23 protein-coding genes and 1 pseudogene are annotated in these 24953 nt (G+C 67.9%); 11 read left to right on the top strand and 13 right to left on the bottom strand.

Features of this window, described 5'->3' with window-relative positions; all coding sequences use genetic code 11:
- Positions 1-463: ISAs1 family transposase (locus DKT69_RS26080; protein WP_236648358.1), on the bottom strand; the 463-nt coding region annotated here is incomplete at its 3' end.
- 1268 nt (positions 464-1731) lie between these two features.
- On the opposite strand from DKT69_RS26080, the gene DKT69_RS26075 reads away from it, so the two are divergent.
- A complete protein-coding gene (locus DKT69_RS26075) occupies positions 1732-2754 on the top strand; it encodes a zinc-dependent alcohol dehydrogenase family protein (RefSeq protein WP_201749868.1) in 1023 nt (340 codons plus the stop codon).
- A gap of 151 nt (positions 2755-2905) precedes the next feature.
- Positions 2906-3796: a helix-turn-helix transcriptional regulator gene (locus DKT69_RS26070; RefSeq protein WP_109804142.1), complete on the top strand. Its 891-nt coding sequence runs from the start codon at positions 2906-2908 to the stop codon at positions 3794-3796.
- A gap of 682 nt (positions 3797-4478) precedes the next feature.
- On the opposite strand, the gene DKT69_RS41215 is transcribed toward DKT69_RS26070, so the two are convergent.
- A complete protein-coding gene (locus tag DKT69_RS41215; protein ID WP_368666275.1) occupies positions 4479-4736 on the bottom strand; it encodes a Na+/H+ antiporter NhaA in 258 nt (85 codons plus the stop codon).
- Entirely contained in the window at positions 4712-4918 is a 207-nt protein-coding gene (locus tag DKT69_RS41210; RefSeq protein WP_201749866.1) for a Na+/H+ antiporter NhaA, read from the bottom strand. The genes DKT69_RS41215 and DKT69_RS41210 overlap by 25 nt, the downstream gene beginning before the upstream one ends.
- Here DKT69_RS41210 and DKT69_RS40135 point away from each other — a divergent pair.
- Positions 4821-5198: a DUF6069 family protein gene (locus DKT69_RS40135; protein WP_368666274.1), complete on the top strand. Its 378-nt coding sequence runs from the start codon at positions 4821-4823 to the stop codon at positions 5196-5198. The genes DKT69_RS41210 and DKT69_RS40135 overlap by 98 nt on opposite strands.
- A 36-nt stretch (positions 5199-5234) precedes the next feature.
- Here DKT69_RS40135 and DKT69_RS26050 read toward each other — a convergent pair whose 3' ends face one another.
- The 8 genes and pseudogenes from DKT69_RS26050 to DKT69_RS26025 all read right to left on the bottom strand — a co-directional run bounded on the left by DKT69_RS26050 (position 5235) and on the right by DKT69_RS26025 (position 14292).
- On the bottom strand, positions 5235-5678 hold the full coding sequence (locus tag DKT69_RS26050; protein ID WP_109804137.1) for a MerR family transcriptional regulator: 444 nt from the start codon (positions 5676-5678) through the stop codon (positions 5235-5237).
- Complete coding sequence (locus DKT69_RS26045; protein ID WP_109804136.1) at positions 5678-7177, bottom strand: SulP family inorganic anion transporter; 1500 nt, start codon at positions 7175-7177, stop codon at positions 5678-5680. The genes DKT69_RS26050 and DKT69_RS26045 overlap by 1 nt, the downstream gene beginning before the upstream one ends.
- A 738-nt stretch (positions 7178-7915) precedes the next feature.
- Positions 7916-8101 (bottom strand): KUP/HAK/KT family potassium transporter, encoded by a 186-nt coding sequence (locus DKT69_RS41460; protein ID WP_377533992.1) that lies wholly within the window; start codon positions 8099-8101, stop codon positions 7916-7918.
- Entirely contained in the window at positions 8019-8336 is a 318-nt protein-coding gene (locus DKT69_RS41455; RefSeq protein WP_438361874.1) for a KUP/HAK/KT family potassium transporter, read from the bottom strand. The genes DKT69_RS41460 and DKT69_RS41455 overlap by 83 nt, the downstream gene beginning before the upstream one ends.
- A gap of 184 nt (positions 8337-8520) precedes the next feature.
- A pseudogene (locus tag DKT69_RS26040) lies at positions 8521-9744 on the bottom strand (KUP/HAK/KT family potassium transporter); the annotation flags it as partial.
- Between the two features lie 507 nt (positions 9745-10251).
- Positions 10252-10938, bottom strand: a complete 687-nt coding sequence (locus DKT69_RS26035) for a response regulator (protein ID WP_109804135.1) — start codon at positions 10936-10938, stop codon at positions 10252-10254.
- Positions 10935-12314: a sensor histidine kinase gene (locus DKT69_RS26030; RefSeq protein WP_109804134.1), complete on the bottom strand. Its 1380-nt coding sequence runs from the start codon at positions 12312-12314 to the stop codon at positions 10935-10937. The genes DKT69_RS26035 and DKT69_RS26030 overlap by 4 nt, the downstream gene beginning before the upstream one ends.
- A 10-nt stretch (positions 12315-12324) precedes the next feature.
- Positions 12325-14292, bottom strand: a complete 1968-nt coding sequence (locus tag DKT69_RS26025) for an APC family permease (protein ID WP_109804133.1) — start codon at positions 14290-14292, stop codon at positions 12325-12327.
- A 1181-nt stretch (positions 14293-15473) separates the two neighbouring features.
- Between DKT69_RS26025 and DKT69_RS26020 the strand changes: the two genes are divergently transcribed.
- Together DKT69_RS26020 and DKT69_RS26015 are read left to right on the top strand one after the other, a co-directional pair.
- On the top strand, positions 15474-15728 hold the full coding sequence (locus DKT69_RS26020) for a type II toxin-antitoxin system Phd/YefM family antitoxin (RefSeq protein ID WP_109804132.1): 255 nt from the start codon (positions 15474-15476) through the stop codon (positions 15726-15728).
- Positions 15725-16099 (top strand): type II toxin-antitoxin system VapC family toxin, encoded by a 375-nt coding sequence (locus DKT69_RS26015; RefSeq protein ID WP_109804131.1) that lies wholly within the window; start codon positions 15725-15727, stop codon positions 16097-16099. Before DKT69_RS26020 ends, DKT69_RS26015 begins: the two co-directional genes overlap by 4 nt.
- A 121-nt stretch (positions 16100-16220) precedes the next feature.
- On the opposite strand, the gene DKT69_RS26010 is transcribed toward DKT69_RS26015, so the two are convergent.
- Positions 16221-17597 carry a plasmid pRiA4b ORF-3 family protein gene (locus tag DKT69_RS26010; protein WP_201749864.1) on the bottom strand — a complete coding sequence of 459 codons (1377 nt, stop codon included), beginning with the start codon at positions 17595-17597 and terminating at the stop codon, positions 16221-16223.
- 320 nt (positions 17598-17917) lie between these two features.
- Between DKT69_RS26010 and DKT69_RS26005 the strand changes: the two genes are divergently transcribed.
- The 6 genes from DKT69_RS26005 to DKT69_RS25980 all read left to right on the top strand — a co-directional run bounded on the left by DKT69_RS26005 (position 17918) and on the right by DKT69_RS25980 (position 23880).
- Positions 17918-18631, top strand: a complete 714-nt coding sequence (locus tag DKT69_RS26005; RefSeq protein ID WP_109804141.1) for an IS6 family transposase — start codon at positions 17918-17920, stop codon at positions 18629-18631.
- A 713-nt stretch (positions 18632-19344) separates the two neighbouring features.
- Positions 19345-20067, top strand: a complete 723-nt coding sequence (locus DKT69_RS26000) for an IclR family transcriptional regulator (RefSeq protein WP_236648356.1) — start codon at positions 19345-19347, stop codon at positions 20065-20067.
- Positions 20068-21128: 1061 nt separating this feature from the next.
- Complete coding sequence (locus DKT69_RS25995; RefSeq protein WP_109804128.1) at positions 21129-21446, top strand: helix-turn-helix domain-containing protein; 318 nt, start codon at positions 21129-21131, stop codon at positions 21444-21446.
- Between the two features lie 104 nt (positions 21447-21550).
- A complete protein-coding gene (locus DKT69_RS25990; RefSeq protein WP_146231209.1) occupies positions 21551-22141 on the top strand; it encodes a hypothetical protein in 591 nt (196 codons plus the stop codon).
- A 332-nt stretch (positions 22142-22473) separates the two neighbouring features.
- Complete coding sequence (locus DKT69_RS40130; RefSeq protein ID WP_236648355.1) at positions 22474-23046, top strand: excalibur calcium-binding domain-containing protein; 573 nt, start codon at positions 22474-22476, stop codon at positions 23044-23046.
- A 318-nt stretch (positions 23047-23364) separates the two neighbouring features.
- Complete coding sequence (locus DKT69_RS25980) at positions 23365-23880, top strand: ATP-binding protein (RefSeq protein ID WP_236648354.1); 516 nt, start codon at positions 23365-23367, stop codon at positions 23878-23880.
- A gap of 316 nt (positions 23881-24196) precedes the next feature.
- On the opposite strand, the gene DKT69_RS40690 is transcribed toward DKT69_RS25980, so the two are convergent.
- Positions 24197-24697: an STAS domain-containing protein gene (locus DKT69_RS40690; protein ID WP_109804126.1), complete on the bottom strand. Its 501-nt coding sequence runs from the start codon at positions 24695-24697 to the stop codon at positions 24197-24199.
- Positions 24698-24953 lie beyond the last annotated feature (256 nt).

The raw sequence follows: 24953 nt of genomic DNA, 5'->3' as shown, positions 1-24953 counted from the left end.
GACCGGTCAGGCTGCCCAACACTTGCTCGACCGCGTCGAGCAGCGGTGCGAACGCGGGGATCTCGTTGCTCTTCGCGCTCACGGTGACCTGGGCCAGGACGATGCCGGTGCTGGTGTCCAGCGCGGAGAGTAGGTGAACCTGACCACCGTCGGCACGGCGGGCTCCCCGCAGGGTTTTCCCGTCCACGGCGATCACCGTCCGATATCGGTGCGGCCGGGGTGTGACCGGCTGGGCGCGGACCTTCAGCCAGCCCGCGAGGACGGTAGACAACAACTGATCGTCGAGGCGGGTCAGCAACCGCCATACCGTCGTACCCGCCGGCACCCCATGGCCGAAGCCGAGCCGGTCGCGGGCCTGCTCATCCAGATCGTGCAACCAATCGGTGATCGCGGCGAACGACGACGCCCCCGCGAGGACCGCGCACACCGCGGCCGCGAGCAGGCCCGACAGCGGGTAACGCACTCCCCGTGGATCTCGAGGATCCGGGACCGCCGCCAAGGCGTGTAGCAGTCCCGTTGTCTCACCTGCAGTAACGGACGGTGGTGACGTGCCAGGGGTGCCGGCGACCGAAGACAGCGCGGGGATCGGGCATGATGACATCGGCGGGTGAGGTCCTCGGGGTGTCGTGAAGCCTAGAGAACTCCATGATCACCGACGCGATCTCACCCGCTCTACCTGCCTCCGCAGAGGCCACTCACCCCGTAGATTCCCAGCTCAGGGCACCCACCGATCGACTACGCAATCGCCCTGCTGCCGTTCCCCACGCAATTCCTCGGTGAGCATCTTACCGATCCATTCCCTATCATTCTCTATGGCGTAGATATCTCTACCTGCAGCCTGGCAGTTCTACTCCTTCGTTCGCATGCATCGCGTGCTGGACTCTTTGAGGGCGGCGATGAGGTGGTGCGAGCCCACGGACCGCGGCAAAGCGTGCCCGGGGTCATCACCGCCGGCCTGTCCGTCGTGCTCGCACCGATTAATGTATATCTGGCCTTAGCTTTCCTGGTGCTCAATCCTTCCCTATATTTCGTCCCTCAGGCTCGGCGTTATATGGGCCGTCGGCTGTCTGCACTTTGGCGGAATGTCGGTCCGTGAATGACGTTCGCAGACCCTTCGTAACGAATGCTGCGGATGCAGCGTCGTTCGCGGTCGGGCACGCCTTGGTCGTCGATGGGGGCCAGACCACCTGACCCCGCGTCGGCGTCACATCCGAAGCTGCCCGGCCCCACACCCGTACCCAATCAGGCAGGCCGCCTGGGCCGCCTTCTCGTCGCGCCCTGACAAACCGCCCGCCCGCGCGGCGGCCGGCCCTCGTCCAGTGGCACTGCCGGAAGCCGACCGATTGCACCTTCACCGTTCCTTTGACGAGGCACCAGTGAGGCTCCGCCTCGGACCGCGAAGCACCGCACCTGAGCTGGACGAATACTTACGGGCGATCTCCGGACAGGCTCACGCAAGGACCTGCGGTCCGATCTTGGCCAACCGCCGCCGCCCGCTGCGCCAATGTCCGGCTGGCGAGACGACCGGCCGCGCCACCCAAAGTGGCTGGTGAGCCGCGAGCGGGCATGGCATCGGGCGGGGGCAGCGCAGGAAGACGCCTGAGGGGTCCTGTTACGCCCTCCCAGTGGGGCTGGCGGCAGGAGTTTCTTGGGTCGGGATGACGGGGATGCTGCGGCTTTCGAGACACGGCTCGGCGCCGCAGGCACCAACAGAGCAAGGAGAAACACCCGATGCGTGGAGTAGTCATGTACGCCGCCGGCGACGTCCGCGTCGAGGAGCGTGAAGATCCGAAGATCATCGAGCCCACGGACGCGATCATCCGCGTGACCGCGAGCTGTATCTGTGGGTCTGATCTGTGGCCGTACCGGGGCATCGAGGCCGTCGACCATCAGGTTATGGGTCACGAGTACGTGGGCGTCGTCGAGGAGATCGGTGCCGAGGTGAAGACCGTCAAGGTCGGCGACTTCGTCGTCGGGTCGTTCGTGATCTCCGACAACACGTGCGAGATCTGCCAGGCCGGCTACCAGTCCAAGTGCGTGCACGGGGCCTTCGTGTCGGCGACGGTCGGTACTCAGTCCGAGAAGGCCCGTATCCCGCTGGCGGATGGCACCCTGGTTGCCACGCCGGCGCAGCCCGACCCGGAGCTGATCCCGTCGCTGCTGGCCGCGTCCGACGTGCTGGGCACCGGCTGGTTCGGCGCCGTCGCCGCCGAGGCCGGCCCGGGCAAGACCGTCGCGGTCGTCGGTGACGGCGCGGTTGGCCTGATGGCCGTCCTCGCCGCCAAGCAGCTGGGCGCGGAGCGGATCATCGCGATGTCCCGCCGCCCTGAGCGGCAGGAGCTGGCTCGGTTCTATGGTGCTACCGACATTGTGGAGGAGCGCGGCGACGAGGGCGTGGCGAAGATCAAGGACCTCACGAACGGGCTGGGTGCGCACAGCGTGATCGAGGCGGTCGGCACGCAGGAGTCGTTGATGCAGGCCATCCGGTCCACCCGCCCCGGCGGGCACCTCGGCTTCGTCGGCGTCACCCACGGGGTCGAGCTGTCCGGCCTGGAGCTGTTCTTCGCTGAGATTCATCTGCATGGCGGCCCCGCTCCGGTGCGCCGGTTCCTGCCCGACCTGATCCAGCTGATCTGGGACCGCAAGATCGACCCCGGCAAGGTCTTCGACCTGACGCTGCCGCTGGAGGAGGCCGCGGAGGGCTACAAGGCTATGGACGAGCGGCGCGCCGTCAAGGTGCTCCTCACCGTCTGACGCGACCCCGCACGCACTTCCGCCCGCCCCTCGTCACAGCGGGGCGGGCGGACACGTTCGCACGAATCCGGAAGAAACAAGCCGCTTGAGGCAGTGGGGGGTACTGACGGGGCCCCCCAAGCGACCACGGAACGTGGCTACCGTGGAAGGCATGAGCACGAAGGACGAGGTCAGGGAGTTCCTGGTCTCCCGTCGCGCGCACGTGACCCCTGAGCAAGCGGGCCTCCCCGACTTCGGCGGGGAGCGACGCGTGCCGGGCTTGCGGCGCGAAGAGGTCGCCATGCTCGCCGGCGTCAGCCTCGACTACTACACCCGCCTCGAGCGCGGCAACATCCGTGGCGCTTCGGAGAGCGTGCTGAACGCGATCGCGCGGGCCTTGCAGCTCAACGACGTCGAGCGTGAGCACCTGTTCCACCTGGCCCGCACCGCCCCGGCGGCGTCGGCGGCGCGTAGCAGGAAACCGACAAAGCGGTCGGTGCGCGCATCGGTGCTGCGTGTCCTGGACAACCTGGCGGTCCCGGCCGTCGTGTACAACGCGCAACAAGACCTCATCGCCTCGAACCTCATGGGGCGCGCGTTGTTCTCTCCGCATTTCGAGGCTGAGAAGCCGAACATGGCCAGGTTCATCTTCCTCGACCCCCGCGCCAAGGACTACTACGTCGACTGGCCCCTGGCCCGTCGCATGACCGCCGCGATGCTGCGACTCGAAGCCGGACGAGACCCCCTCAACAGCGACCTCACCGCACTCATCGGGGAACTATCAACCCGCAGCCCGCAGTTCCGGAAAGACTGGGCCGGCCAGGACGTGCACGAGCATCGCACCGGCCAGAAGGTCTACCGCCACCCCGAGGTCGGTGAAATCGAGATCACGTTCGACGTGTTCGAGATGCCCGGCGAAACGGGCCTGTCTGTCTGCACCTACAGCGTCGATGAGGGCTCCGAGTCCGCCGACAAGTTCGCACTGCTCGCAAGCTGGGCAGCAACCCAGGAATTCGACACGAAGCACCTAGGGCTCCTTGGTCGCCAACTTCTTCACACTTGAGGCAAGTTTTCGTGGAGGCGTAGCCTGGGTTGGCCCGCTCCACATCTGCAGACATGGGCTCTGACCAGCCACTTGAGGTGGCACGGCCGGTCGTCCCGGCGGCCGGACCTTGGCGTAGCGGGTGGCGGGAGCTTCTCTCTGGCCCGTGCCTGGAGGCCGGTGTCGGGTCGGCCGCTGTGCTGGTGTCGGCCGGCGTCGAGCAGGTCGGCGACTTTCGTTGAGGGTGAAGCCGAGGCGTTGTGCGGTCTTGATGATCCGCAGCAGCGAGCAGCAGGACGTTTCACGGGCCGTCAAATCCCGCGCAGTCTCCTCCACATGCTTCGCGCTGTCGAGCTGCAACCGCAGATGCTGCGGCGACCGCCGGTCGGCACCCCGGACAGCATCGCGGAAGAACTGATTGAACTCAGCAAGCCGCAGCGGCCGTTCGGCCGTCGGCAAGGTGCACGCATCCGGGACCCAGGAGTCGTCTGTCGTGACGTGTCGGTCGCTCATACTTCGACGGTAAGCCTGTACCTAGGTACCAGATGCAAGCCCCGACAACAGAAGCATCTAGGCCGTCGAAGGTCGGACAAGGCCAACCAACGATGATCGTTGTCGACGGGATGTGCGCAAATGGTGCAACGTGACCCGGACGCGGCCCGGGCGCAGGTGGCTCCTTAACGTTTGCTACTCCTAGCGATGCTCACCCACGAGACGTGTGGGAATGAGCCTGGTGTCTCGCTCGTCGGTGGTGCCTACCGCGCCAGAGCAAGGTGGCAGCGGCGAGAACGGTGGCAGCGGCGGACGCCACAAGGATTGCGCTCTTCGCGGCGTTGAGCAGCCCTTCGTTGTTTGGGTAGGCGAGTTCGCTGATGAGCAGAGAGACGGTGAAGCCGATCCCGGCGAGCTGAGACATGCCGATGATGTCGGGCCACCCTAGGCTGGGGCAGTTCGGCCACATTGAGTTCTGGTGGTCAGCCACGTGCCGCCGGCGATGCCGATGACCTTGCCGACGACGAGACCGAGGAACACGCCAATCGCCACGGTGTTGCCGAGCAGATCTCCGAACGACCCGAACGCAACCCCGGCTGAGAACAGCGCGAAGGTGGGCAGCGCCAGATCGTTCGTCCATGGCCGCAGCAACTGCTCAGCGCCGCCGTGGCCGGGTGGGGCCCGATCGTCCCTGCTGGAGCGGTTTACCCGCCTTGGTCGGATGGTGTGCGTGGTGACGGCGGGGTTGGTGCTTCTGGTGTCGTTCCTGCCCTTGACCGGTTCGGGCACCGCACTGTCGACCCGCCTGGTGCTCGGCCTGATGCATCTGGCGGTCGCCGCTGTGTTGGTGCCGGTGCTGGTGTTGACGAGCCAGGCGTCCCACGAGGACGCGGTGACCGTTCATCGGAGCAAGACGGCAGTCCGCCGCTGACGGACGCGCTGTGGTCGGCAACCGGCTCGGCGGGGGTCAGGCGGTTGGGCCGGTGTGGTGGTCGAGCTTTGCGCGGAGCGTGCCAGCGAAGCCTTCGGCCAGGGCGAGTTGGTCGCGTAGCGCGGTGACGCGGGTGGTGGCGGCGGTGTGGAACATGCCCAGCCGGTCGAGCAGCTCGCTCTGGTCGGTGGCGGTGTCGAGGGCGTCAAGGACGGTGAGGAGATCCCGCATCTCGTCGAGGGTGAAGCCGAGGGGCTTCATCCGCTTGACCACGGCGAGACGGTCGAGGTCGGATTCGGTGTACAGCCGGAAGCCGCCTTCGCTGCGCGCGCTGGGGACGATCAGGCCGGCTTCCTCGTAGTGGCGGATGGTGCGGATGCTGAGCCCGACCCGTTCGGCGGCCTCCCCGATCTGCATCAAACGAGCCGAGGCCGGGCCGGAGGCGTGCTCCGGCCCGGCGCTGCGGCTGGCAGCGGCCATCAGTGGCCGACTCCGAGCTGCCCCGCGAGGGTGTCGTGGATGCGGGCGCTGGGCGTGTTCAGCTCGACGATCTCGACGGTCTTGCCCCGGGCGGCGTACTTCGTGCTGATCGCGTCCAGCGCGGCGACGGAGGAGGCGTCCCAGACATGGGCGTGGGTCATGTCGATCACCACGTTCTCAGGGTCGTTCGTGTAGTCGAACTGCCCGACGAGGTCGTTGCTGGAGGCGAAGAACAGCTCACCATGCACGGAGTAGATCCGGGTGGTGCCGTCCGGGTCAAGGACGCTGGTGACCTCGACCAGACGGGCGACCCGACGGGCGAAGATCACCATGGCGGTGAGCACACCGACGACGACGCCGACGGCCAGGTTGTGGGTGGCCAGGGTGGTCGCGACGGTGGCCAGCATGACGATCGTCTCGCCGTAGGGCATCCGCTTCAGCGTGGCCGGGGCGACGGAGTGCCAGTCGAAGGTCGACACCGCCACGATGATCATCACGGCGACCAGAGCGGCCATCGGGATGACCGCGACCACGTCACCGAGCGCGACGACCAGAACCAGGAGGAACACGCCGGCCAGGAAGGTCGACAGCCGGGTACGCGCACCGGACGCCTTCACGTTGATCATCGTCTGACCGATCATCGCGCAGCCGCCCATACCGCCGAAGAACCCGGTGACGATGTTGGCGACGCCCTGGCCCCAGGATTCGCGGGTCTTGTTGGAGTGCGTGTCGGTGATGTCGTCGACGAGCTTGGCGGTCATCAGCGACTCCATCAGCCCGACCAGCGCCACACCCAGGGCGTAGGGGGCGATCAGGCTGAGGGTGTCGAGGGTCCAGGGCAGCTGCGGAACACCGAGGGCGGGCAGGCTGTCCGGCAGGGCGCCCTCATCCCCGACGGTCGGCACGGCTACGCCGACGACCACTGTGACGACGGTCAACACGACGATCGCGACCAGCGGCGCAGGGACCGCGCGAGTGAGCCGGGGCAGCCCCACCATGATCGCCAACGCGACCGCGACGAGTGCAAAGACCAACCACGGCACGCCGATCAGGTGCGGGACCTGCGCGGCGAAGATCAGAATTGCGAGGGCGTTGACGAAGCCGACCATGACACTACGCGGGATGAACCGCATCAGCTTCGCTACGCCAAGCACCGCGAGGAGGACCTGGATCGCGCCACCGAGGATCACCGCCGCGATCAGGTAGTCCAAGCCGTGCTCCTTGACCAGCGGCGCGACGACCAGGGCGATGGCACCGGTCGCGGCGGAGATCATCGCCGGCCGACCGCCGCACAGCGCGATCGTGACCGCCATCGTGAACGAGGCGAACAGGCCCACCCGAGGATCGACCCCGGCCAGGATCGAAAAGGAAATCGCCTCGGGAATCAGGGCGAGAGCGACGACCAGGCCGGCGAGGACCTCGGTGCGGAACACCTTCGGTGACAGCCAGGACGGACGGGACAGGCGCGGCCGGACGACCGCGGACAGCACAGAGGACATGGAGCCATTTCCACTCGGGCGCACTCGGTCGGGCGCACAGCAACCGCCCCGGGGTCGGGGCAGACGACTACGAAACGATCAGCGACGGCCGCGCCGGATCCGGATCCTGGACCTCATCGGCCAAGACGCGGCACGGTCGTCAAGGGAACCTTCGGTCAGACCCTGACGACCTCGACAGACCCTACCCTTCCGTAAGGGGAGAGTCGGGGATGCGTGGTGATCATCACCTTGGCCCGTTTGATCTGGCGGTTGGGCCGTTTCTGGGCCGCCTGCCCGGGGCTCCCAAGTGCTGGCCAGAGACGACCGACCACGACCAGCCCTCAAAGAATCGATAGGTCGACCGCCGTGCACAGGGGCTGACCTGATGGGACGGAAGGGTTGACCTGTACGCCGGAATGAGCCCTTGATCTTCGGCATGCGATCGTGGGGCGGCCGTGCTGGAGGTCTCTCTACCGGCGAGACTCCTACTCCGCCCAAGGGCGCTCGGAGTGCTAATGCCATCACAGGGATTCGGCCCTGTGTCGGTGGAGCGCAGTGGCGGTGAGAGTGCGAGCCGAATCGTGAGAACGGCATGCCGCCAGAGCAGTGTTGGCAGGGGTGACGGGCCGCTCGTCGGTGACTTCGGTCCTGCAAGGCGACCCACTTCCGTTGCCGCCACCCGGCGACGTCGACGCACCTGACTAATTGAGCCCGACCCCTGCTTACCCGTTTCGATGGGAGGCGCTGCTCGGGGCGGGTTTAGACGGGGACTTCGGCGCTGAGCACGATGGTGCGTTCCTCGGGTAGGTGAAGGAACTCGGCATGGCTGGCGGCGTTGTGGGCGAGGGCGATAAACAGGCGTTTACGCCAGATGGCCATACCGGGCTGACGGGTGCACCGCAGTGTGATCCTCGAGACGAGGTAGGAGACGTGATCGAGGTCGATCGTTTGTGCGAGGGGGTGGGCGGCGGCGCGGTCGCAGGACCTCGGGGAAGTCGGTGGGGTCCTGAAAGCCGAAGACGGCGGTGATGTGGATGATGCCGTCATTGGGGTCGCCGAGGTCGTCGATGGTCAGTCGTTGATCCCAGGGAATGTGCGGGACGTTCGCGGTGCGGCCGGTGATGATCACGATTCTTTCGTGTCGTACGTGGTTGTGCGCGACGTTGGCGCGTAGTGCCAGGGGCGTTGTCTCCTTGTTGGGGTACGGCGGTGCCCGGCACCCATGGGATGTCTGTGGCGTGGAGGGTGTCGATGAAGTCCCGTAGTGGGCCTTCCCGTTCGATCCGCCGGGCGGTGACCAGTTCGGCTCCGCGCCGCCAGGTCAGCAGGATCGTAAACAGGATGATCGCGATGAGCAGGGTCAGCCAGCCGCCGTGGGTGACCTTGGCGAGGTTCGCGGTGAAGAAGGTCAGCTCGATGCTGCCGACGACGACCGCGAACAGCGCGACCTGCCAGGTGGTCCAGTGCCATAGCACCCGCGCGACGACGAGGAACAGGGTCGTGGTGATCAGGAATGTGCCGGTGACCGCCACCCCGTAGGCGGCGGCAAGGTTCGTGGATGAGCCGAACGCGAACGTCACCAGCAAGACTGCGGCGAACAGGGCCCAGCTCACTCCTGGGGCGTAGATCTGTCCGTACTGGCGGCGGGAGGTCTGCCGGATGCGCAGGTGCGGAAGGAAGCCCAGCCGCATGGCCTCCCGGGACACCGAGAACGCTCCGGAGATCACCGACTGGGACGCGATCACGGTGGCCACGGTGGCCAGGACGACCATCGGCAGTTGCGCCCAGCCTGGTAGCAGCAGGAAGAACGGATTGTCCCGGCTGTCCGGTGCCCGGAGGATCAACGCGCCCTGGCCGAGGTAGTTGAGTGTCAACGCGGGAAACACGATCGCGAACCAGGCCCGGCGGATCGGGGCGCGGCCGAAGTGACCCATGTCGGCGTAGAGCGCTTCGGCACCGGTGATCGCCAGCACCACGGCACCCATCGCGACGAACGCGATGACCGGGTGGCCCACGATGAACAGGGCCGCATACGTCGGTGACAGCCCGGCCAGAACGCTCGGGTGACGCCACACCTCGGCCGCGCCGGCCACGCCCAGGCAGGCGAACCAGAGCACCATGATCGGCCCGAACACAGCCCCGACCCGTCCGGTGCCCCATCGCTGGCCGGCAAACAGCAGGGTGAGGACCGCCGCCGACACCGGCAGCACCACCACCGCCCACTGCGGGGAGATGACCTCCAGCCCTTCCACCGCCGACAACACCGAGATCGCCGGGGTGATCACACTGTCGCCGTAGAACAGGGCAGCGCCGAGCGCCCCGAGCGCCAACACCGCACCGGCGCGCCTCCCGCTGTCCTTGAGCAGCGCCTTTCGGGCGAGGGCGGCCAGGGCCATCACCCCGCCCTCGCCCTCGTTGTCGGCCCGCAGGATGAAGACGACATATTTGACCGACACGATCAGGATGATCGACCAGAAGACCAGCGAGATCACGCTGAACACGTCGGGAGCGTCCGGCACCAGGCCACGGTCGAGGGTGAAGACCGTCTTCAGCGCGTACAGCGGGCTCGTGCCGATATCGCCGTACACCACACCCAACGCGCCCAGCAGCAACCCCAGCCCCGCCGTCCGGCGACCCGCCAGCGATGTCTGAGACGCGGTCCCACCGTCCTCCGCCGGCCCCTCGCCTTGCGGAGGCTGCTCGTTGTTCGCTTGCTCTGCCACCCCACAGGCATACCAACCCGCACACCAGTCCCCGCACCGGAACCATGAAACGCGCCGATCTGGTTCGGCCTTGTTTGACCAGGTCGGCTCGTTCGCCGCCCGCCAGGCCGGTCGCTGTCACACGACTCTGGCCTGCCGAATTGCCCTCCATAGTCGGCGACGGGAGGGTCGCCGTGGCGCTGCGGGAATGCAACCACCTGCCAGTTCGCGCGGCAGCCAGTGTTCATGCAACCAACACGGGTGGACCCGATGTGGCGGAACCGAACCGCATTCACGCTGTTCGGGGGCTTGCGGTAACGATGTCGGTGGTTGCGTCGGCGCAATTCGTAGCGGTATAGCGCTGTCTCGACGTGGCCGAGGCCTGATCGTCTCCTACTGTTCAGGGGTGAACCGATAGCCCATGCCCGGGTCGGTACGCAGATAGCGCGGCCGGCTCGGGTCGGGCTCCAGCTTGCGCCGCAGGTTTGCCAGGTGCACGCGCAGGTAGTTGGTCTCAGTCTCGTAGCGCGGCCCCCACACCTCGTGCAGCAGCTGCTGGTGGGTGACGAGCCGATCCGGGTTGCGTGCCAGCACCTCCAGCAGGTGCCACTCGGTCGGGGTCAGGCGAACCTCCGCCCCGGCGGTCGTGGTGACCCGTTTCGCGGACAGGTTCACGGTGAACGCCGCCGTCGTGACGACGGGGAAGGTCTGCTCACCGGCAGCGGCTCGGCGCAGTGCGGCCCGCATCCGGGCCAGCAGCTCACCCATCGCGAACGGCTTGGTCACGTAGTCGTCAGCCCCGGCGTCCAACGCGTTGATCTTCGACTGCTCGGTGAGCCGGGCCGACAGCACGATGATCGGGGCGGCCGACCAGCCACGTAGCGCCTGGACGACGCTGACCCCATCCATGTCGGGCAGGCCGAGGTCGACGATGACCAGGCCGGGCGGCGTTCGCTCAGCGGCCGCCAGCCCGCTGGCCCCGTCGGTAGCGACGGCGACCTCGTAGCTGCGGGCCGACAGGGCGATGCGCAGCGCCCGCGCCAGTTGACGATCGTCGTCGACGACGAGGACTGGGGTCACTGGGCTGCCGCCTGCGGCAGGATGATCGTCATCGTCAGTCCTCCGCCCGGGGTGTCGGTCGCCGTCAGGGTGCCGCCCATCGCCTCAGTAAAGCCGCGGGCGATGGCCAACCCCAAACCTAGCCCGCCCTCGGCGGACCGGTCGTCGAGGCGCTGGAACGGGGCGAAGACACGCTCGCGGTCCTCGGCCGGTATGCCGCGACCGTGATCGACCACCTGCAACGACAGCCGGTCACCGGAAGCGTGGCCGACCACGCGCACCGAAGGCGATTCGCGCACGGCGTTGGCGACGAGGTTCGCCACGACCCGTTCCAGCAGCCCCGGATCGGCGTACGCGAAGGGCAGATCGTCCGGCACGTCGACCTCGACCGTGGCCGGCCCCTGATGCAGCAGCGCCGCGGCGACCATCTCGTCTACGGCGACCGGACGGCTCTCGACTATCAAGGCACCCGCCTGCAGGCGGCTCATCGCCAGCAGGTTCTCTACCAGGTCGGACATTCGGTCGGCGGACTCCTCGATGGTCTCCAGCAGCTCCGCCTGTTCGGCCGGGGCCAACTCCAGGTCCGGGTCGCGCAGGCTGGACACCCCGGCCTTGATCCCTGCCAGCGGCGTACGCAGATCGTGGCCGACCGCCGCCAGCAGGGCCGCCCGCAACCGGTCGATCTCGGCCAGCTCCCGGGCGCGGGCCGCCTGGTCGGCCAGGCGCTCCGCGTCCAGGGTGCGGGCGGCGGCCGCGGCCAGCCGGGCCAGGAACCGGGGATCGGGAGCGAACAGGTCCGGCCCCTCGACGACCAGGCGCAGATTCGGCCGAGCTGTCACGGACAGCGACGGCACTCCGGTCGGTTCCCGTCCGGCTACGGCGACGATGTGCTCGGCGCCGCTCGGATCGGTCTCGATCAGCGCCGCGCTGTCCATGTGCAGCGCCTCGCGTACCCGGGAAAGCAAGGCGTGCACGGAGCCGGCGCCGATCGGCTCGGCGCTGATCCGCGCGAGCACGGCCGCCTCGACGCCGGTGCGGGCCGCGGCCGCGCGCTGGCGGGCGGCCAGATCTACCGCGACGCTGACCGTGATCGCGACCGCGACGTAGACGACGAGCGTAATGAGGTGATCCCGGCTCTCCACGGTGAGCGTGTGATACGGCGGGACGAAGAAGAAGTTGACCAGCAGGTCGGAGGCGACCGCAGCGGCGAGCGAGGCGGTCAGCCCGCCGACTACGGCAGCCGCCACCACGACCACCAGGTAGAGCAGCACGACGCTGGCCAGCGCGAGGTCGCCGCGCACCGGCACCAGCAGTGCGGTGAGTCCGGCCAGCCCGGCGGCCGCCAGTAGCACGCCGGTGAGCATCCGCTGGTACGCCCGCCGCGACCTGTCCCGCATACCGCCCAAGTTATCGGCCGACCTGGGCTGGAGCATGAATCTCCGGCTCGGTGCGGCTCGACTCCAGCTGCCACGGCACGCTGGTCACCATGACGCCCCGCTTGTAGAGCAGTCGGGCCTTCAGTCGCAGCGCCGACTGGTTGTGCAGCAGGTGCTCCCACCAGCGGCCGACGACGTACTCGGGGATGTAGACGATGACCAGGTCACGCGGGTGCTCCTTGCGCAGGCTGTCGATGAAGGCCAGCGCTGACCCGGTGATGTCCCGGTATGGGGAGTCCACGATGGTCAGCGGCACCCGGATGTCGTGCTCGTCCCACTCCGCCTGCAGTTGGCGCACCTCCTCTGGGGTGATCGCCACGGTCAGCGCGGTGAGCGTGTCTGGCCGGGTCGCGCGGGCGTAGGCGAGCGCCCGGATCGTCGGCCGGTGCAGGCGGGAGACCAGTACTACCGCGTGGATGCGGCTGGGCAGCACCATGCCGCCCGGTTCCGGCGCCAACTCGGTGGCCACGCGGTCGTAGTGGCGGCGGATCGCCCGCATCATCGCGAACAGCACCGGGATCGCGATCACCACGAGGTACGCGCCGTGGGTGAACTTGGTGATGGTGACGATGACCAGGACAAGGCCGGTGAAGACGGCGCCGAACGCGTTGATCAGCCGGGATCGGTGCATGCGCCGCCGCCGTCCGGGGTCGCGTTCGGTGCGCAGCAGCGTGTTCCAGTGCCGGACCATGCCGGTCTGCGACAGAGTGAACGACGTGAACACGCCGAGGATGTAGAGCTGGATGAGGCTGGTGACCGAGCCCTTGTACGCGTAGATCAGCGCACCGGCGATCAGCGCCAGCAGCAGGATGCCGTTGGAGAAGGCCAGCCGGTCGCCGCGGGTGTGCAGCTGACGGGGTAGGTAGCGGTGCTCGGCCAGGATCGAGCCGAGCAGCGGGAAGCCGTTGAAGGCGGTGTTGGCCGCGAGGATGAGGATCAGGGCGGTGGCCGCCTGGATGTAGAAGAACATGGGAGAGCTGGTGCCGCCGAGAATCGCCGCCGCGAGCTGCGCGATGACGGTCCGCTGCGCCGAGGTGGCGCAGTCGCCGGGGAACCCGATCAGGTCGCACGTGTTTTCGACGTAGCGCACCTTCGAGATCAGCGCCAGTGCGGTGATGCCGCCGAACATGGTGATCGACAGGGCGCCCATCAAGAGCATGGTCCCGGCCGCGTTTTCGCCCTTGGGCGGTTTGAACGCCGGTACGCCGTTGGAGATGGCCTCTGCGCCGGTCAGCGCGGTGCAGCCGGAGGAGAACGCGCGCAACGCCAGGAACAGCAGGGCCAGGCCGGTCAAGTTGCCGTGTCCGGGTTCGGGCGTGACGGACCAGGCGGCGCTCTCGGCGACCGGAGTGTCGCCGAACGCCATCCGGATGACCCCGGTAGCGATCAGCGCGAGCACGCCGACGACGAACATGTAGGTCGGCACCGCGAAGATCCGGCCCGATTCGCGCACGCCACGCAGGTTCATCGCCGTCACCAAGGCGACGAAGCCGAGGTTGATCGGCACCCGCCAGGGGTTCAGATCGGGGAACGCCGAGATGATGTTGTCGACCCCGGCGGCCACCGACACCGCCACGGTCATGATGTAGTCGACCAGCAGCGCCGCCGCTACGACCAGACCGGCCGAGGCTCCGAGGTTGCGGGTCGCCACCTCGTAGGAGCCACCGCCGGACGGGTACGCCCGCACGACCTGCCGGTAGGAGAGGACAACCACCGCCAGCAGCACGATGACGGCCAGCCCGATCCACGGGGCCAGGTACAGGTAGGCCAGCCCGCCCAGCGTCAGGACCAGCAGAATCTCCTGCGTGGCGTACGCCACCGAGGAGAGCGGGTCGCTCGCGAAGACGGGCAGTGCGATCCGCTTGGACAGCAGTTGCTCGCCGAGCCGGTCGCTGCGCAGCGGAGCGCCGACCAGTAGCCGCTTCAAGAACTCGAACACGGCTCCAACGTCACGCGGCCGCCGGCAAGATCCGTAGATCTTGACATCTTCTTAACGCGCCGACGGGTGATCTTCACGCAATCTTGGCGACCCTGCATCTGGGTCGTGGTGCCGACCCGCGCGGACGGCTATCGCCTCGCGCAGCAACCCGAACCCCAACGCCCGCGCATCCAGCGCCGGTGCCGGCTCCGCAAAGAAGATCCATACGTCCGCGGTGGTTCGAGGCAAGGTGGCGTGAACGGCGATCCATGCTGCTCCGTGGCTGCTCGGACGCCGGAAAACTGGTCCGGACGTGCAGGGACTCGTTCGGATTCCGGGGTCTCATCTGGCGGCGTGCAGTGATCGACAAAACCTGATGTAGGGCCTGGACCTGCCGGTATCTATGGGGACCCGCGCGGACCGGGAGGGACCGGGGCGGACGATCGACCAGCCCGATCATGCCCATAGACAAGCATCGGTCTCCGGATCAGAAGGTTAGGGGTTCGAGTCCCTTCGGGCGCACAGATGATCAAGGTCGTGACATGCGGAAACGCAGGTCACGACCTTGACTGCTTCTAAGCCTTGGGACGGATCTTCCCAAGATTTGGAATCTGGTGCTCCGATGGTGCTCCGTTGTCGCTGTGCCGTTCTGGCGAGGGCTCGTGCCGGTCCGTGCTGACCAGTGGTTATGCGTGTCGCCTGGTCTGGATCATGATTCCAGTGTTGGCGCACCGGTGCGGGGCCTCTGCCCACTGTGGTCGGGGTTGTGGATCTTCGCTGTCGGTATGGTTGCAGGGCGGTCGGCCGCCGCTGGCCTGGCGGTGATGTCGGGCAGGTGTCCCGGTCAGGGCGAGCGACGGTGGTGACGGTCGTGAGGCCCCACCCATCTGATTTCCGGACTTCCGACCGGGCTGCCCGAGTGGTTCACCACGGGGTCCCGACAAGGCCGGCTCCGACCGCCCACCGTGCCGCCCGCCCGCCCGGCCAGCCTGTTCACTCCCGGCGGCGACCGCCTCCGGCGGACCGGCCGTCGCCGCCGATCGCCGGTCACCTCGGCCGGCCACGCCGCCGCGAGCGTGGACCGGACACCGGCCAGGCGGGACCGGCCGCCCGCCGATAATTCAGGGGCTGGGCAGTCGAGCAGTCTGTGGCACAGTCAGGCCGGGTGGACTAAGCTATTAGCTAGCCGGGGAGGTGGAGCCATGTCGGCGGAGGCCGTGCACTACAACATGCATGATGCGAAGACGCACCTGTCGCGCATCATCGAGCGAGTGGAACGCGGCGAGGAGATCATCATCGATAGGGCGGGGACCCCTGTGGCGCGAGTGGTTCCACTGGTGCGTCGGGTCAACCGCACCGCCGTCGGCTCCCTTGCCGGGCAGGTAGACCTGTCGGGCGACTGGGACTCGCCACACACCAACGCCGAGATCGCTGCCGACTTTGGTATCGGCGAATGACCCTGCTGCTGGACACCCACATCGCGCTGTGGGCCATCACCGGCGATGCCACCCTTGGCGAGGAATTCCTTGACCGGCTGCGTTATGACCCTGACATCTTCCTGTCCCCGGTCAGCCTGTGGGAGATCACTATCAAGCAGACCGATGGAAAGCTCGCTGGACCGGCGGACCTCGCCGAACGGGTACGGGATATGGGCCTCCGTGAACTGCCGGTGACTCACGCTCACGCGATCGCTGCCGGGCGCCTCCCATTCCATCACCGTGATCCCTTCGACCGCATGCTGGTGGCACAAGCGGTCACCGAAGGCTTGACGTTGGTCACCCGTGACGTGTCGATCGCGCTGTACGACGTGGACGTCCTCAAGGTGTGACAGCCCGTTTCGCAAGGCCAGCAAACCAGGTTCGATGCTGTCCATCCCACTTAACCCGCACGATCCGGGTGACGTCGTCACCCGGTCCGGCGAGTATCCCGGGTTGGCGATGGCTGGCCGCTCAGCGAAGGGCACGCAGCCGGCGGTTCACTTCCTCCATGTCGAAGGTGTCCGGGGTGAACTGGCTGGCATCGGCCAGTCCCAGCCACTCCAGGCGTTCTTCGTGCTCGGGGTGTGCGGGGTCGGTGAGTACCTCGACCAGCTCCTGGTATCCCCAGATTCCCCCGCAGTCATCGGGCGGGGCGGCCCGCTTCCCGCCGGTACACCTGGGATGGTCTGTCGACGGGTCCGGGGCGAGCACCTTCTCGACCAGGATGTCGTGTACCCAGTCGTCCCCGAAATCGTAGGTGTATCGGAATTTGTCCTTCGCCTCGGGCGCGACCTGCTCCAGCGTCACCGACCCGTCCGCCCGGTGCCCCAACTCGCGGTCGGCGCGCCCGAAGTCGCCGTACGCCGTCTCGAACACGTGCATGTGGCCGCCGTGCCAACCGAATGCCGCAAGGATGGTGTCGTGCAGCCGGGCCAGGCTGATGTCCGCAGGCACCAACAGCCGCCGCCAGATGGGTGGTTTCGCCCCACGTAGACTCACCTTGAGCTGATACACCTGTGCCGGGCCGGCGGTCTTTTTCCGTTTGGCCGGAAGCTTCGCCGGCTGCGCCCGCCCTGCTGTCAGGAAGTCGAGACCGAGATCGGAAGGGTCGCCCGAACGGTTGACGAGTTGGGCGAACTGCTGCAGTACCGCCATCGCGTCCCGGCCACCAGCGCCGTGCCCGGACACGACCGCCCCCTTGGGCTTACGCGGCTGCGGGAGAGCAGCCAACCGGGTACGGACCAGCACCGCCAGCACGTCATACCCGGGCCCGTCCTCCTCGTCGACAAGCTCCGGCGCGTCCTGGCTGCCATCGTCGCCGTTCTCGGCGTCGTGCACGGCACGCGCCTGCATCGCCTGCTCGACGTACCAGCGGAACTCAGGCGCGCCCAGCTTCTGGGTCTTGATGGTCAGGCCGTCGCGCCGACCGCTTTCGCGGATGTCCTTCAGCGCCACCGGCAGGTCCGCCCCGTCCACGACGAGGATGCCGTCGGCGGCGCCGCAGTCGTCGTGATCCACCAGGACCATGACCGCGTGCTCGTGCCCCGCCCGCTGGAACGAGCCGACCAACACCGACATGGTCCCCTCGGTGTCGTACAGCCGAGTGAAGGGGCCAGAGTGCAGCGGCTGCTCCAGCTTCCGGGCCCAGGCCGGCGCGGGGACTCCGTCGACGGCCAACCGGCCGGCGGCTGCCACGGCGGCCTCTGCCACCTGCTCGGGACCGGCACTGGCCGCGGCGCCGATCGCGGTCAGCAGCGTCAGGGCCGCATCGTTACCGCGTGCCTCGATCGCCGGGATAAATGCCTGGGCGAAAGCGGGTACGGTGTCGTCACCGCCGGCCACCGCCATCGCCACGAACAGTGCGCCGGCCAGCTCCGCCTCCAGCGGATCCTCGCAACCGGCCAGGTCGGCGGCACCGTCCACCAACTCGGCGAGCATCTGTTCGGGATCCAGCTCCCCGCCTGAACACGCGGGACAGTCGCACTTCTCCTCCACGTTGCCCACCACGACGAGGTCGGAGCGGCGACCGGATGTCGTATTCTGCTTGCCTCGTGGGCCACGGCCGGCAGGACTCATCGGCCCAGTCTGCACCACCCACGCGCTGGCCTGTCCGCAGGGCTCTGTTGCGTTGGTCGTTGGCAAGATCGAGGCAGGCTTGACCAGTGAAGCTGTCGAACCGTCCTCGCCCCTGGCTACCGCCGAAGTCCGCGTTCGCCGGGTTCCGGTTCCCACCCGAGGTGATCATCGTCGCGGTCCGGTGGTACCTGCGGTTCAACCTGTCCTACCGCGACGTCGAAGAACTGCTGGTCGAACGCGGCGTCGAGGTCGACCACGTCACCGTCTACCGGTGGGTGCAACGGTTCACCCCGCTGCTGGCCGGCGCCGCCAGATTCCGCCGGCACGCGCCCGGCGACAGGTGGCACGTCGACGAGACCTACATCAAGGTCAACGGCGTGTGGCGCTACGTCTACCGTGCGATAGACCAGTACGGGCAGGTCATCGACGTGCTGGTCTCGACCCGCCGCGACGCCGACGCGGCCCGGCGGTTCTTCCGACGCGCCATCGCCACGCTCAAGGTCAAGCCGACCGAGGTGGTCACCGACGCCGCCGCGGTCTACCCCGCCGTGCTCGACGAGTTGATCCCGCACGCATGGCACCACGTCGAGCAGCACGCCAACAACCCGATAGAGGCTGATCACAGCCAGCTCAAACACAGGCTGAGACCGATGCGTGGGCTGCGGAAGGACAACACAGCCCAGGTGGTTATCACCGGGCACGCGTTCATGCAGAATCTCCGGCGCGGCCACTACGAGCTCGGTATCGACGCTCCGCCCGCTCAGCGGGTCGCGGCTGCATTCACCGAACTCGCCCGGGCGATCTGACACGAGACCAGCCCTCGGGGCTCAACACGTCTGTCGATCCGGCAACGCAACAGCACCAGGCCTCCACATGATGCAGCGCCCTCGATGGGCACGACCACGTCAGCCGGAACATGCGAGTTCAGGAGTGGCCGCAGCCGGTGACCAGCTCGTAGCGACGGTCGCGCCTTGTAGGTGTGCTCCTCCGCTAAGCTGATCACGTAGGCGGCCAGTTCGGAGCGGATAGCGAATCCGACCTTCGTCGTCCTTCTGCTGGTGCTGGCCGGGCTGCTGGTCGTCGCCGACCGGGGTGGCGGCCAGGGCCCTGCGGTACCGGATCATCACCCCGGAGAGTTGCCCCGCGGTAGCCGCCCCACGCCGACCTGCCCGCAATCGCGGGCGGCGAAATCACCCGCGGCGTCAGCCTCCGGCACTGCGGCCGTCCCGCGGTGGCCCAAGACCCTGGCCTGGGTACGGGACTCCCGCAAGACGCGTCCCGTCCTTGTGCGATGGCGCGATATGTTGACCATGAGATGCCCCCCGCGCTGGTCATCGCCCAGGTCTCACCTTCGTTTGCGGGGCCGTCAGTCGTCCTCGCGGTGAGCCGCGATGCGAGATAGCGGGACCCGACGCGGGTATGACGTGAGGGGAGAACCGGCCGCTACGAGTCGAGCGTTAATCGGAGGACCGCTGTGGGTGAGCAGCCCCTGATACCGCCATCGGATCTGCTCTCCAGCGTGTCCCGGGCGCTGCGGGTGCTGGAAGCCGTCGGTGGCACGCCGCGCGGTCTGACCGTCAAACAAGTGGCCAGCCGGTGTGGCCTGAACTCCGCGACCGTCTACCACATAGTCCGGACACTGACCTACGAGGGCTATCTCGTTCGGCGCGAAGACGGCACCTTCACTGCCGGCCTGCAGGTAGCCCACCGATACCGGGACCTCCGCGAGGCCATCCGCCCGTCTGCCGCGGTGACCGACGAGCTGCGGCGCCTGGCCGTCGACACCGGATACACCCACTGCCTCGCACAGTTCGTCGACGGCAGGATCACGCTCACCGCCGTCGCCCCCGGTCCTCGGACTGCCCACCACGACCAGCTGGTCCCCGGATTCCACGAGGCCCCGCACGTCACCGCCTGGGGCCTCGCGCTGCTGTCCACGCTCACTCCCACCCGCGCGAGCTACCTCAAACAGGCCCCAACGTCCAACCTTGGCACCTCCACTGTCAGCGACGTCGAGGCGTTGAACCCGACGCTGACCACCGCCAACCGGGGCCGCTTGCACAGCGAGTCGGGCCACTACCATCCGGCCACGGCCACGGCTGCTGTGCTCGTCTCGACCGCGGGTCAGCCGGCAGCTTTGGCGTGCGTCCTGTCGACGGCAGACCTCCAGCGCACCGAACACACCGTACGCAAGCGGCTGGTCACCGCGGCAACGCGTATCACCAAAACGCCGCCCACCTAAGCCATCGCACGACTCAGGTTGTCCCTCGGCCGCTATCCGCTCCGCCGGCGTCTCTCACCCAAACCGCGCCGGCAGGACCGTCCGCCCCCTCCGCGTGGGTGAACACAGCCGGGCAAGACTGGGGACCATCACAGATCGATCGGATCAGGAAACGATCCCGGTAAGGTCACTGCCGGGGGCGGGCAGTGACTGGACGACGCCACGGTCGGCCGGACGCCGTCGGGTGACCGTGGCACTCGACGAGCACGGGCAGGCCGCGAGTCAAGGGATGACACCCGGACGAGGGTCACCACCAGGTGCGTCACCCGGAGGCGAGTCAGGACGCGGTGATCGCCTCGGTGAGGTCTTCGCTGGTGTCGGCATCGAGGTCGCCGACGGGGCCGAGAATGGCGACGCCGTTCATGTCGACGTCCGTGCCGATGCGCGACCGTGCCACCCGCCAGCTCTCCCTGATGCCCCTCTGGCTGGCCGCCGAGGCTACTGACAGCCAGCCCGAAAATCTATGCTGAAACGACTAGACATCCTTAGTGGTGCGGGGTACTCTTCTTCGAGTCGAGAACAGAGAGCCACAAGATGCAGGCGGACCGCCCGGCCGTGAGGTCACGACGGGCGGCGGGAAGCGGGAACGAGTTTCACCGTTTCCTTTCGGCAGTAGAAGCACGTCAGCCCCGACGTGATGCGCGACGGGGCACCACAGGTGGGGCCAAGGCGTCTTCAGGGCTCCATCTGATGTTTGCCGTACGTGTAGGGGCCATGAAGTCGCGTGGGCTCCGACACCGGTGGACCGCACGTCAGCAAGGGAAAGAGAAGGCAGAGGAAAGGGAGGGCCGTACACCGTTGGATCGCCCGCCGTTGGCCGTCAATCCAGGCCGGGCGGACACCGCAGTTTCCATCGAACGAGAGGTGGTCTCCGGTCACGCTTATGCGATCCTCGCACCCGAAGCCGTCAGTGACGGCTGGTGCGGATACGACAAGCCGACGTTCCTGTCGGCAGATGGTGTTCTGACCCGTAACCCTGGGCCCCGGCGCTTACGCGCCGGGGCCCTCGACGTGGAGGTGACATGGGCCAAAGCCCTGATGACATGTTCGGCGACGAGGACTACCCCGCCTACACCATCGGCCAGGCCGCGGAGATGCTCGGCACCTCGCAGGACTTCCTGCGCCGCTTGGACGAGGCGAAACTGATCGACCCGCACCGCTCCGCCGGCGGCCACCGCCGCTACTCCCGCTACCAGCTACGCCTGGCGGCCCGAGCCCGGGAGATGGTCGATCAGGGCACCGCCCTGGAGGCCGCCTGCCGGATCATCATCCTCGAAGACCAACTCGAGGAAGCCCTGCGACAAAACCAGAAGCATCATGGGGCGCAGCGACACGACTGACCGCCCCCGCCCTCGTGTGAGGTCGTCTGCGTACCGCTGGTGTCGGTGAGTCGGCGGCCGAGCCGGTGGGCCGTCCGAGCGAACTCATCGTCCCGGCCTCGACCATGGCGGCCGTACTCCTGTTCGTGGCGCCTTCCGGCACCCCGGCCATCGGACGGGCCGGCCGCCCGGGACGCGCGCTGCCGCAGCCGGTGCAGGCGCAGTACGTGCGGTTCTGGACCGACACCGCGCTCGGCGAGACGAAGACTGGCGTGCAGGCCGCCGAATTGCAGGTCTTCTCGAAGACCGCCACCGGGGTCGAGCCGCTGCCGCCGTCCCCGCCGGACGCGCCGGTGACCGAGACCGGGGTGATCGCCGCGGGTAACCCGTCCACCGGCACGGCCGACGACGCCACCGCGTTCAAGACGGCCTGCGCGGTGCCGGCCACGCCAGCGCAGGGCGCGGACGGTTGGGTCACCAAGCTGCCGGACAGCTTCGGTGACGGAGCCCACGAGGTCCGTGTTCACAGCGACACCGTCACGCCGTACGACTTCGACCTGTACTTCTACGACGAGTCGTGCACCCTGCTCGGCTCGGCGGCGTCGTCGGCCGCGGACGAGTCCGGCACCATCCCGAGCGGAGCCCGCTACGTCCTGACCCAACTGTGGCTCGGCGCCGCAGTTCCGGGCACCCCCACCGTGACGGACACCAGGTGAGGTAGGGGCACAACCTGGCCCCAACAGTCTCCTCCTGAAATTGTCCGCACCGCCTGCCGGGTGGTGGCTGCCGGATGCCTGGCAGCCACCACCCGGCGTCACATCGCCCCGCCGCACACCGGAACCATTGCCGGACCTCCGCGGGAGATCTGGCGCGCATTGGCCGGAGGTGCCTAAGCTGCGGCACTGGTCCCCAGACCATTGCTAACGCGTCCGGCCACCAGAGTGACCAGGTCGGGTCGGGTGTGTTCCTGGGTCTTCGCCCAACACCCTCGTCCCGGCCCGGTCCTGCCGGAAACCGAACTCGCTCCCCACTGTCAGGAACAGCCCCGATGACGACACCGACGCCGTCCCACGGCCGCCCGCACGAGATGTCGCTCGACGACACCGCAGTCCTGCCGCTATATCCCGCGCCTCCCGCGCCGGTCAAGAGGAAGGCATTGCCATGGCTGATCGCTGCCGCCGCCGTTGTGGTCGGGCTGTGTTGCGGCGGCGCGGTGATCAACGCAGCGGACAACGACTCCGACACGGCGCGGCCCAGTGCCCGTAACACCACGCCTAACGCCACGCCCGGCAACCGCCTCGTTGACGCCGATACCCGTCCGACCCCTGCACCAGTGGAGCCCACCGCGCCGGCTCCCCTTGCGGGGGACAGCAGCGCCAAAACCACGACCGCGGCGCCGAAGGCGACCGTCAAGCCGACGGCCACGCGCGCCAGCAGTCCACGACCGGCCCCGACCAGCACCAGGCCAATGCCGCCACCAGTGCCGGTGACGGATCCTCGGTTCGGCACGTGCAAGGAGGCGAACGCGGCCGGCTACGGCCCATACCGCAGGGGCATCGACCCGGAATACGCCTGGTACCGCGACCGGAACGGCGACGGCCTGGTGTGCGAACGGCGGTAACGGCTCCACGATCAGTACCGCCGACGGCAGATAGCTGACTCCATGTCACGCCGCGCCGATCGGGGCCCGCGGCCGTGAGGCTGTCCCGTAGGCGACCTATCGGCGCCACGTCCGCGCTGGGCACGGGGAAGCGTCGAAGGGGTGGGGCCAGACTGGCGGGAGCGGGTCAGGCCCGTCCAGGCCGACGACCGCTTCTCGCCCATGACCAATGCGGGCCAACGTAGGCGAGGAACGCCGAGATCGTTGGCCGCGCCTCCGCGATCGCGCGTAGTTGTACTCAGTGGTTCCGGTACCGCCAGCGGTGGGTAGCCTGCGAGAGTGACCGGCGACGCTGAGGCTTCCGACCCGGGACATCCGGCGCCGGCCCTCGTCGCTGCCGTCGTTCCGATCATGTCGCAGGACTTCACCAGCGCGACGGTTGGCACGCTCCGACACGCACTCCAGGCGCAGGTGACCGCCGCGGGACTGACCGGAGATGCCGGCGACGACTTCGTCCTCGCCGTCCATGAACTGATCACCAATGCCGTGCGCCACGGCGGTGGCCACGGCCACCTCGAGCTGCGCCGCCAGGCCGACGTCTTGATCTGCGAGGTCACCGACCAAGGCGCGGCGCCGGGCAGCCTGCGGGTGCGACTGCCCGCGGTCGATACCGCCGGGGGCCGCGGACTGTGGCTCGCCCACCAGTTGACCGACGGCCTCGTCCTCACCCGCCGGCTCAATGGGGTGACTGCCACCGTGACCGCCTGCCTCGAGCCGACTACTGGCACCGACACCCCCGCGCCCACCTCGCCACCCGGCGGCGAGATAAACGGCCCCATGCCGGACAACCAGTAATGAACAAGCCGACCTGGAAGACCAGGTCCGCGTCGAGCACGACCTCACGCTCGTGGCGGCCTGCCGACGACCATTCGCTGGTCCGCGCCGGCTTCCGCACCTTGCTCAAGCGCGCCGACGAGGGGATTTGGCGCGTATCCCGCTGTCGCGAGCCCAGCTCACACACCCCGGTACCCAGCTCACCGTGCACGATCGTTAACTCAGACCTGGTAGGTGCCGCGCCGACGTGCGAAGGCTAGGGCCCGCCCGGCAACCCGGAGCATCCCGCCACTGTCGGCTGCCGACCCCCGCGCCTCATGTCAAAGGTGGTGGCTCGTCACCGCGTTTCGGTGGTCAGAGCCTGCAGGACACCGGTGACAGCGAGGACCCGGTGCACCTGGGCCTCGGGATTGACCACGGCGAAGCGGCGACCGGCTGCCCTCGCCAGGTTCTGGGATGTTACGAGGGCCGTGATCACGGTGGAATCGATGAAGGTGACCTCGGCAAGATCGACCTTCACCTCGTTCGCAGCATTGATTGCCTGCTCTAACAGGCGGTGCAGCTCGCCGGCGCCATTGATGTCGATCTCGCCGGACAGCACGATGGTCCTCGCGTCACCGTCGGTTCGGACCTCATACTGCCAGGTCGAGTCTGGATTCACGCGCACTCGCCTCTCATCCGCAGGTAGATCCACCCTATAGCTCTGCCGGCTTGACGCCGTCGAGCTCGGCAGCCGTCCGCTGCCGGGTTGCCTGGTAGGGCACGCGCGCAAGTTGCCTTCGGTCGTTGTGCGGATAATGCCAATCCCGCGTGTCGGAAGGTGACCCGCCGACCGCATCCGGCAACAATCAGCGGTTATTGCCTGAGGTAGACCGACAAGTCGGGAGGGGTGCCCGTGATGCGGTGCCGCAGCCGACGACTCGCTCAGGCGACGGTGCGCGGCATGCTTCTGCTCGGTGGCGTCATCGCCACCTGGGGCGCTTGCGACACGATCATGAACGATCCCGCCTACGCCGTCGACGAGCCAGGTCCGGGCATCGTCGGCAACCTGCTCGGCGGCGCCGGGGCGGTGGTCGACACTGTCCTTCCACGCC

Source organism: Micromonospora sicca (assembly GCF_003172935.1).
Taxonomy (GTDB): Bacteria; Actinomycetota; Actinomycetes; order Mycobacteriales; family Micromonosporaceae; genus Micromonospora; species Micromonospora sicca.
This window is presented reverse-complemented; position numbering and strand designations above follow the sequence as displayed.

What these genes read in the sequence shown, in the direction of transcription:
- DKT69_RS26075 (WP_201749868.1), top strand. Translation starts at nt 1,732, where the DNA reads ATGCGTGGAGTAGTCATGTACGCCGCCGGCGACGTCCGCGTCGAGGAG.
- DKT69_RS26070 (WP_109804142.1), top strand. Translation starts at nt 2,906, where the DNA reads ATGAGCACGAAGGACGAGGTCAGGGAGTTCCTGGTCTCCCGTCGCGCG.
- DKT69_RS41215 (WP_368666275.1), bottom strand. Translation starts at nt 4,736, where the DNA reads ATGTGGCCGAACTGCCCCAGCCTAGGGTGGCCCGACATCATCGGCATG.
- DKT69_RS26050 (WP_109804137.1), bottom strand. Translation starts at nt 5,678, where the DNA reads ATGGCCGCTGCCAGCCGCAGCGCCGGGCCGGAGCACGCCTCCGGCCCG.
- DKT69_RS26045 (WP_109804136.1), bottom strand. Translation starts at nt 7,177, where the DNA reads ATGTCCTCTGTGCTGTCCGCGGTCGTCCGGCCGCGCCTGTCCCGTCCG.
- DKT69_RS26030 (WP_109804134.1), bottom strand. Translation starts at nt 12,314, where the DNA reads ATGCGGGACAGGTCGCGGCGGGCGTACCAGCGGATGCTCACCGGCGTG.
- DKT69_RS26020 (WP_109804132.1), top strand. Translation starts at nt 15,474, where the DNA reads ATGTCGGCGGAGGCCGTGCACTACAACATGCATGATGCGAAGACGCAC.
- DKT69_RS26015 (WP_109804131.1), top strand. Translation starts at nt 15,725, where the DNA reads ATGACCCTGCTGCTGGACACCCACATCGCGCTGTGGGCCATCACCGGC.
- DKT69_RS26010 (WP_201749864.1), bottom strand. Translation starts at nt 17,597, where the DNA reads ATGGCGGTGGCCGGCGGTGACGACACCGTACCCGCTTTCGCCCAGGCA.
- DKT69_RS25995 (WP_109804128.1), top strand. Translation starts at nt 21,129, where the DNA reads ATGGGCCAAAGCCCTGATGACATGTTCGGCGACGAGGACTACCCCGCC.
- DKT69_RS25990 (WP_146231209.1), top strand. Translation starts at nt 21,551, where the DNA reads ATGGCGGCCGTACTCCTGTTCGTGGCGCCTTCCGGCACCCCGGCCATC.
- DKT69_RS40130 (WP_236648355.1), top strand. Translation starts at nt 22,474, where the DNA reads ATGACGACACCGACGCCGTCCCACGGCCGCCCGCACGAGATGTCGCTC.
- DKT69_RS40690 (WP_109804126.1), bottom strand. Translation starts at nt 24,697, where the DNA reads ATGCGGTCGGCGGGTCACCTTCCGACACGCGGGATTGGCATTATCCGC.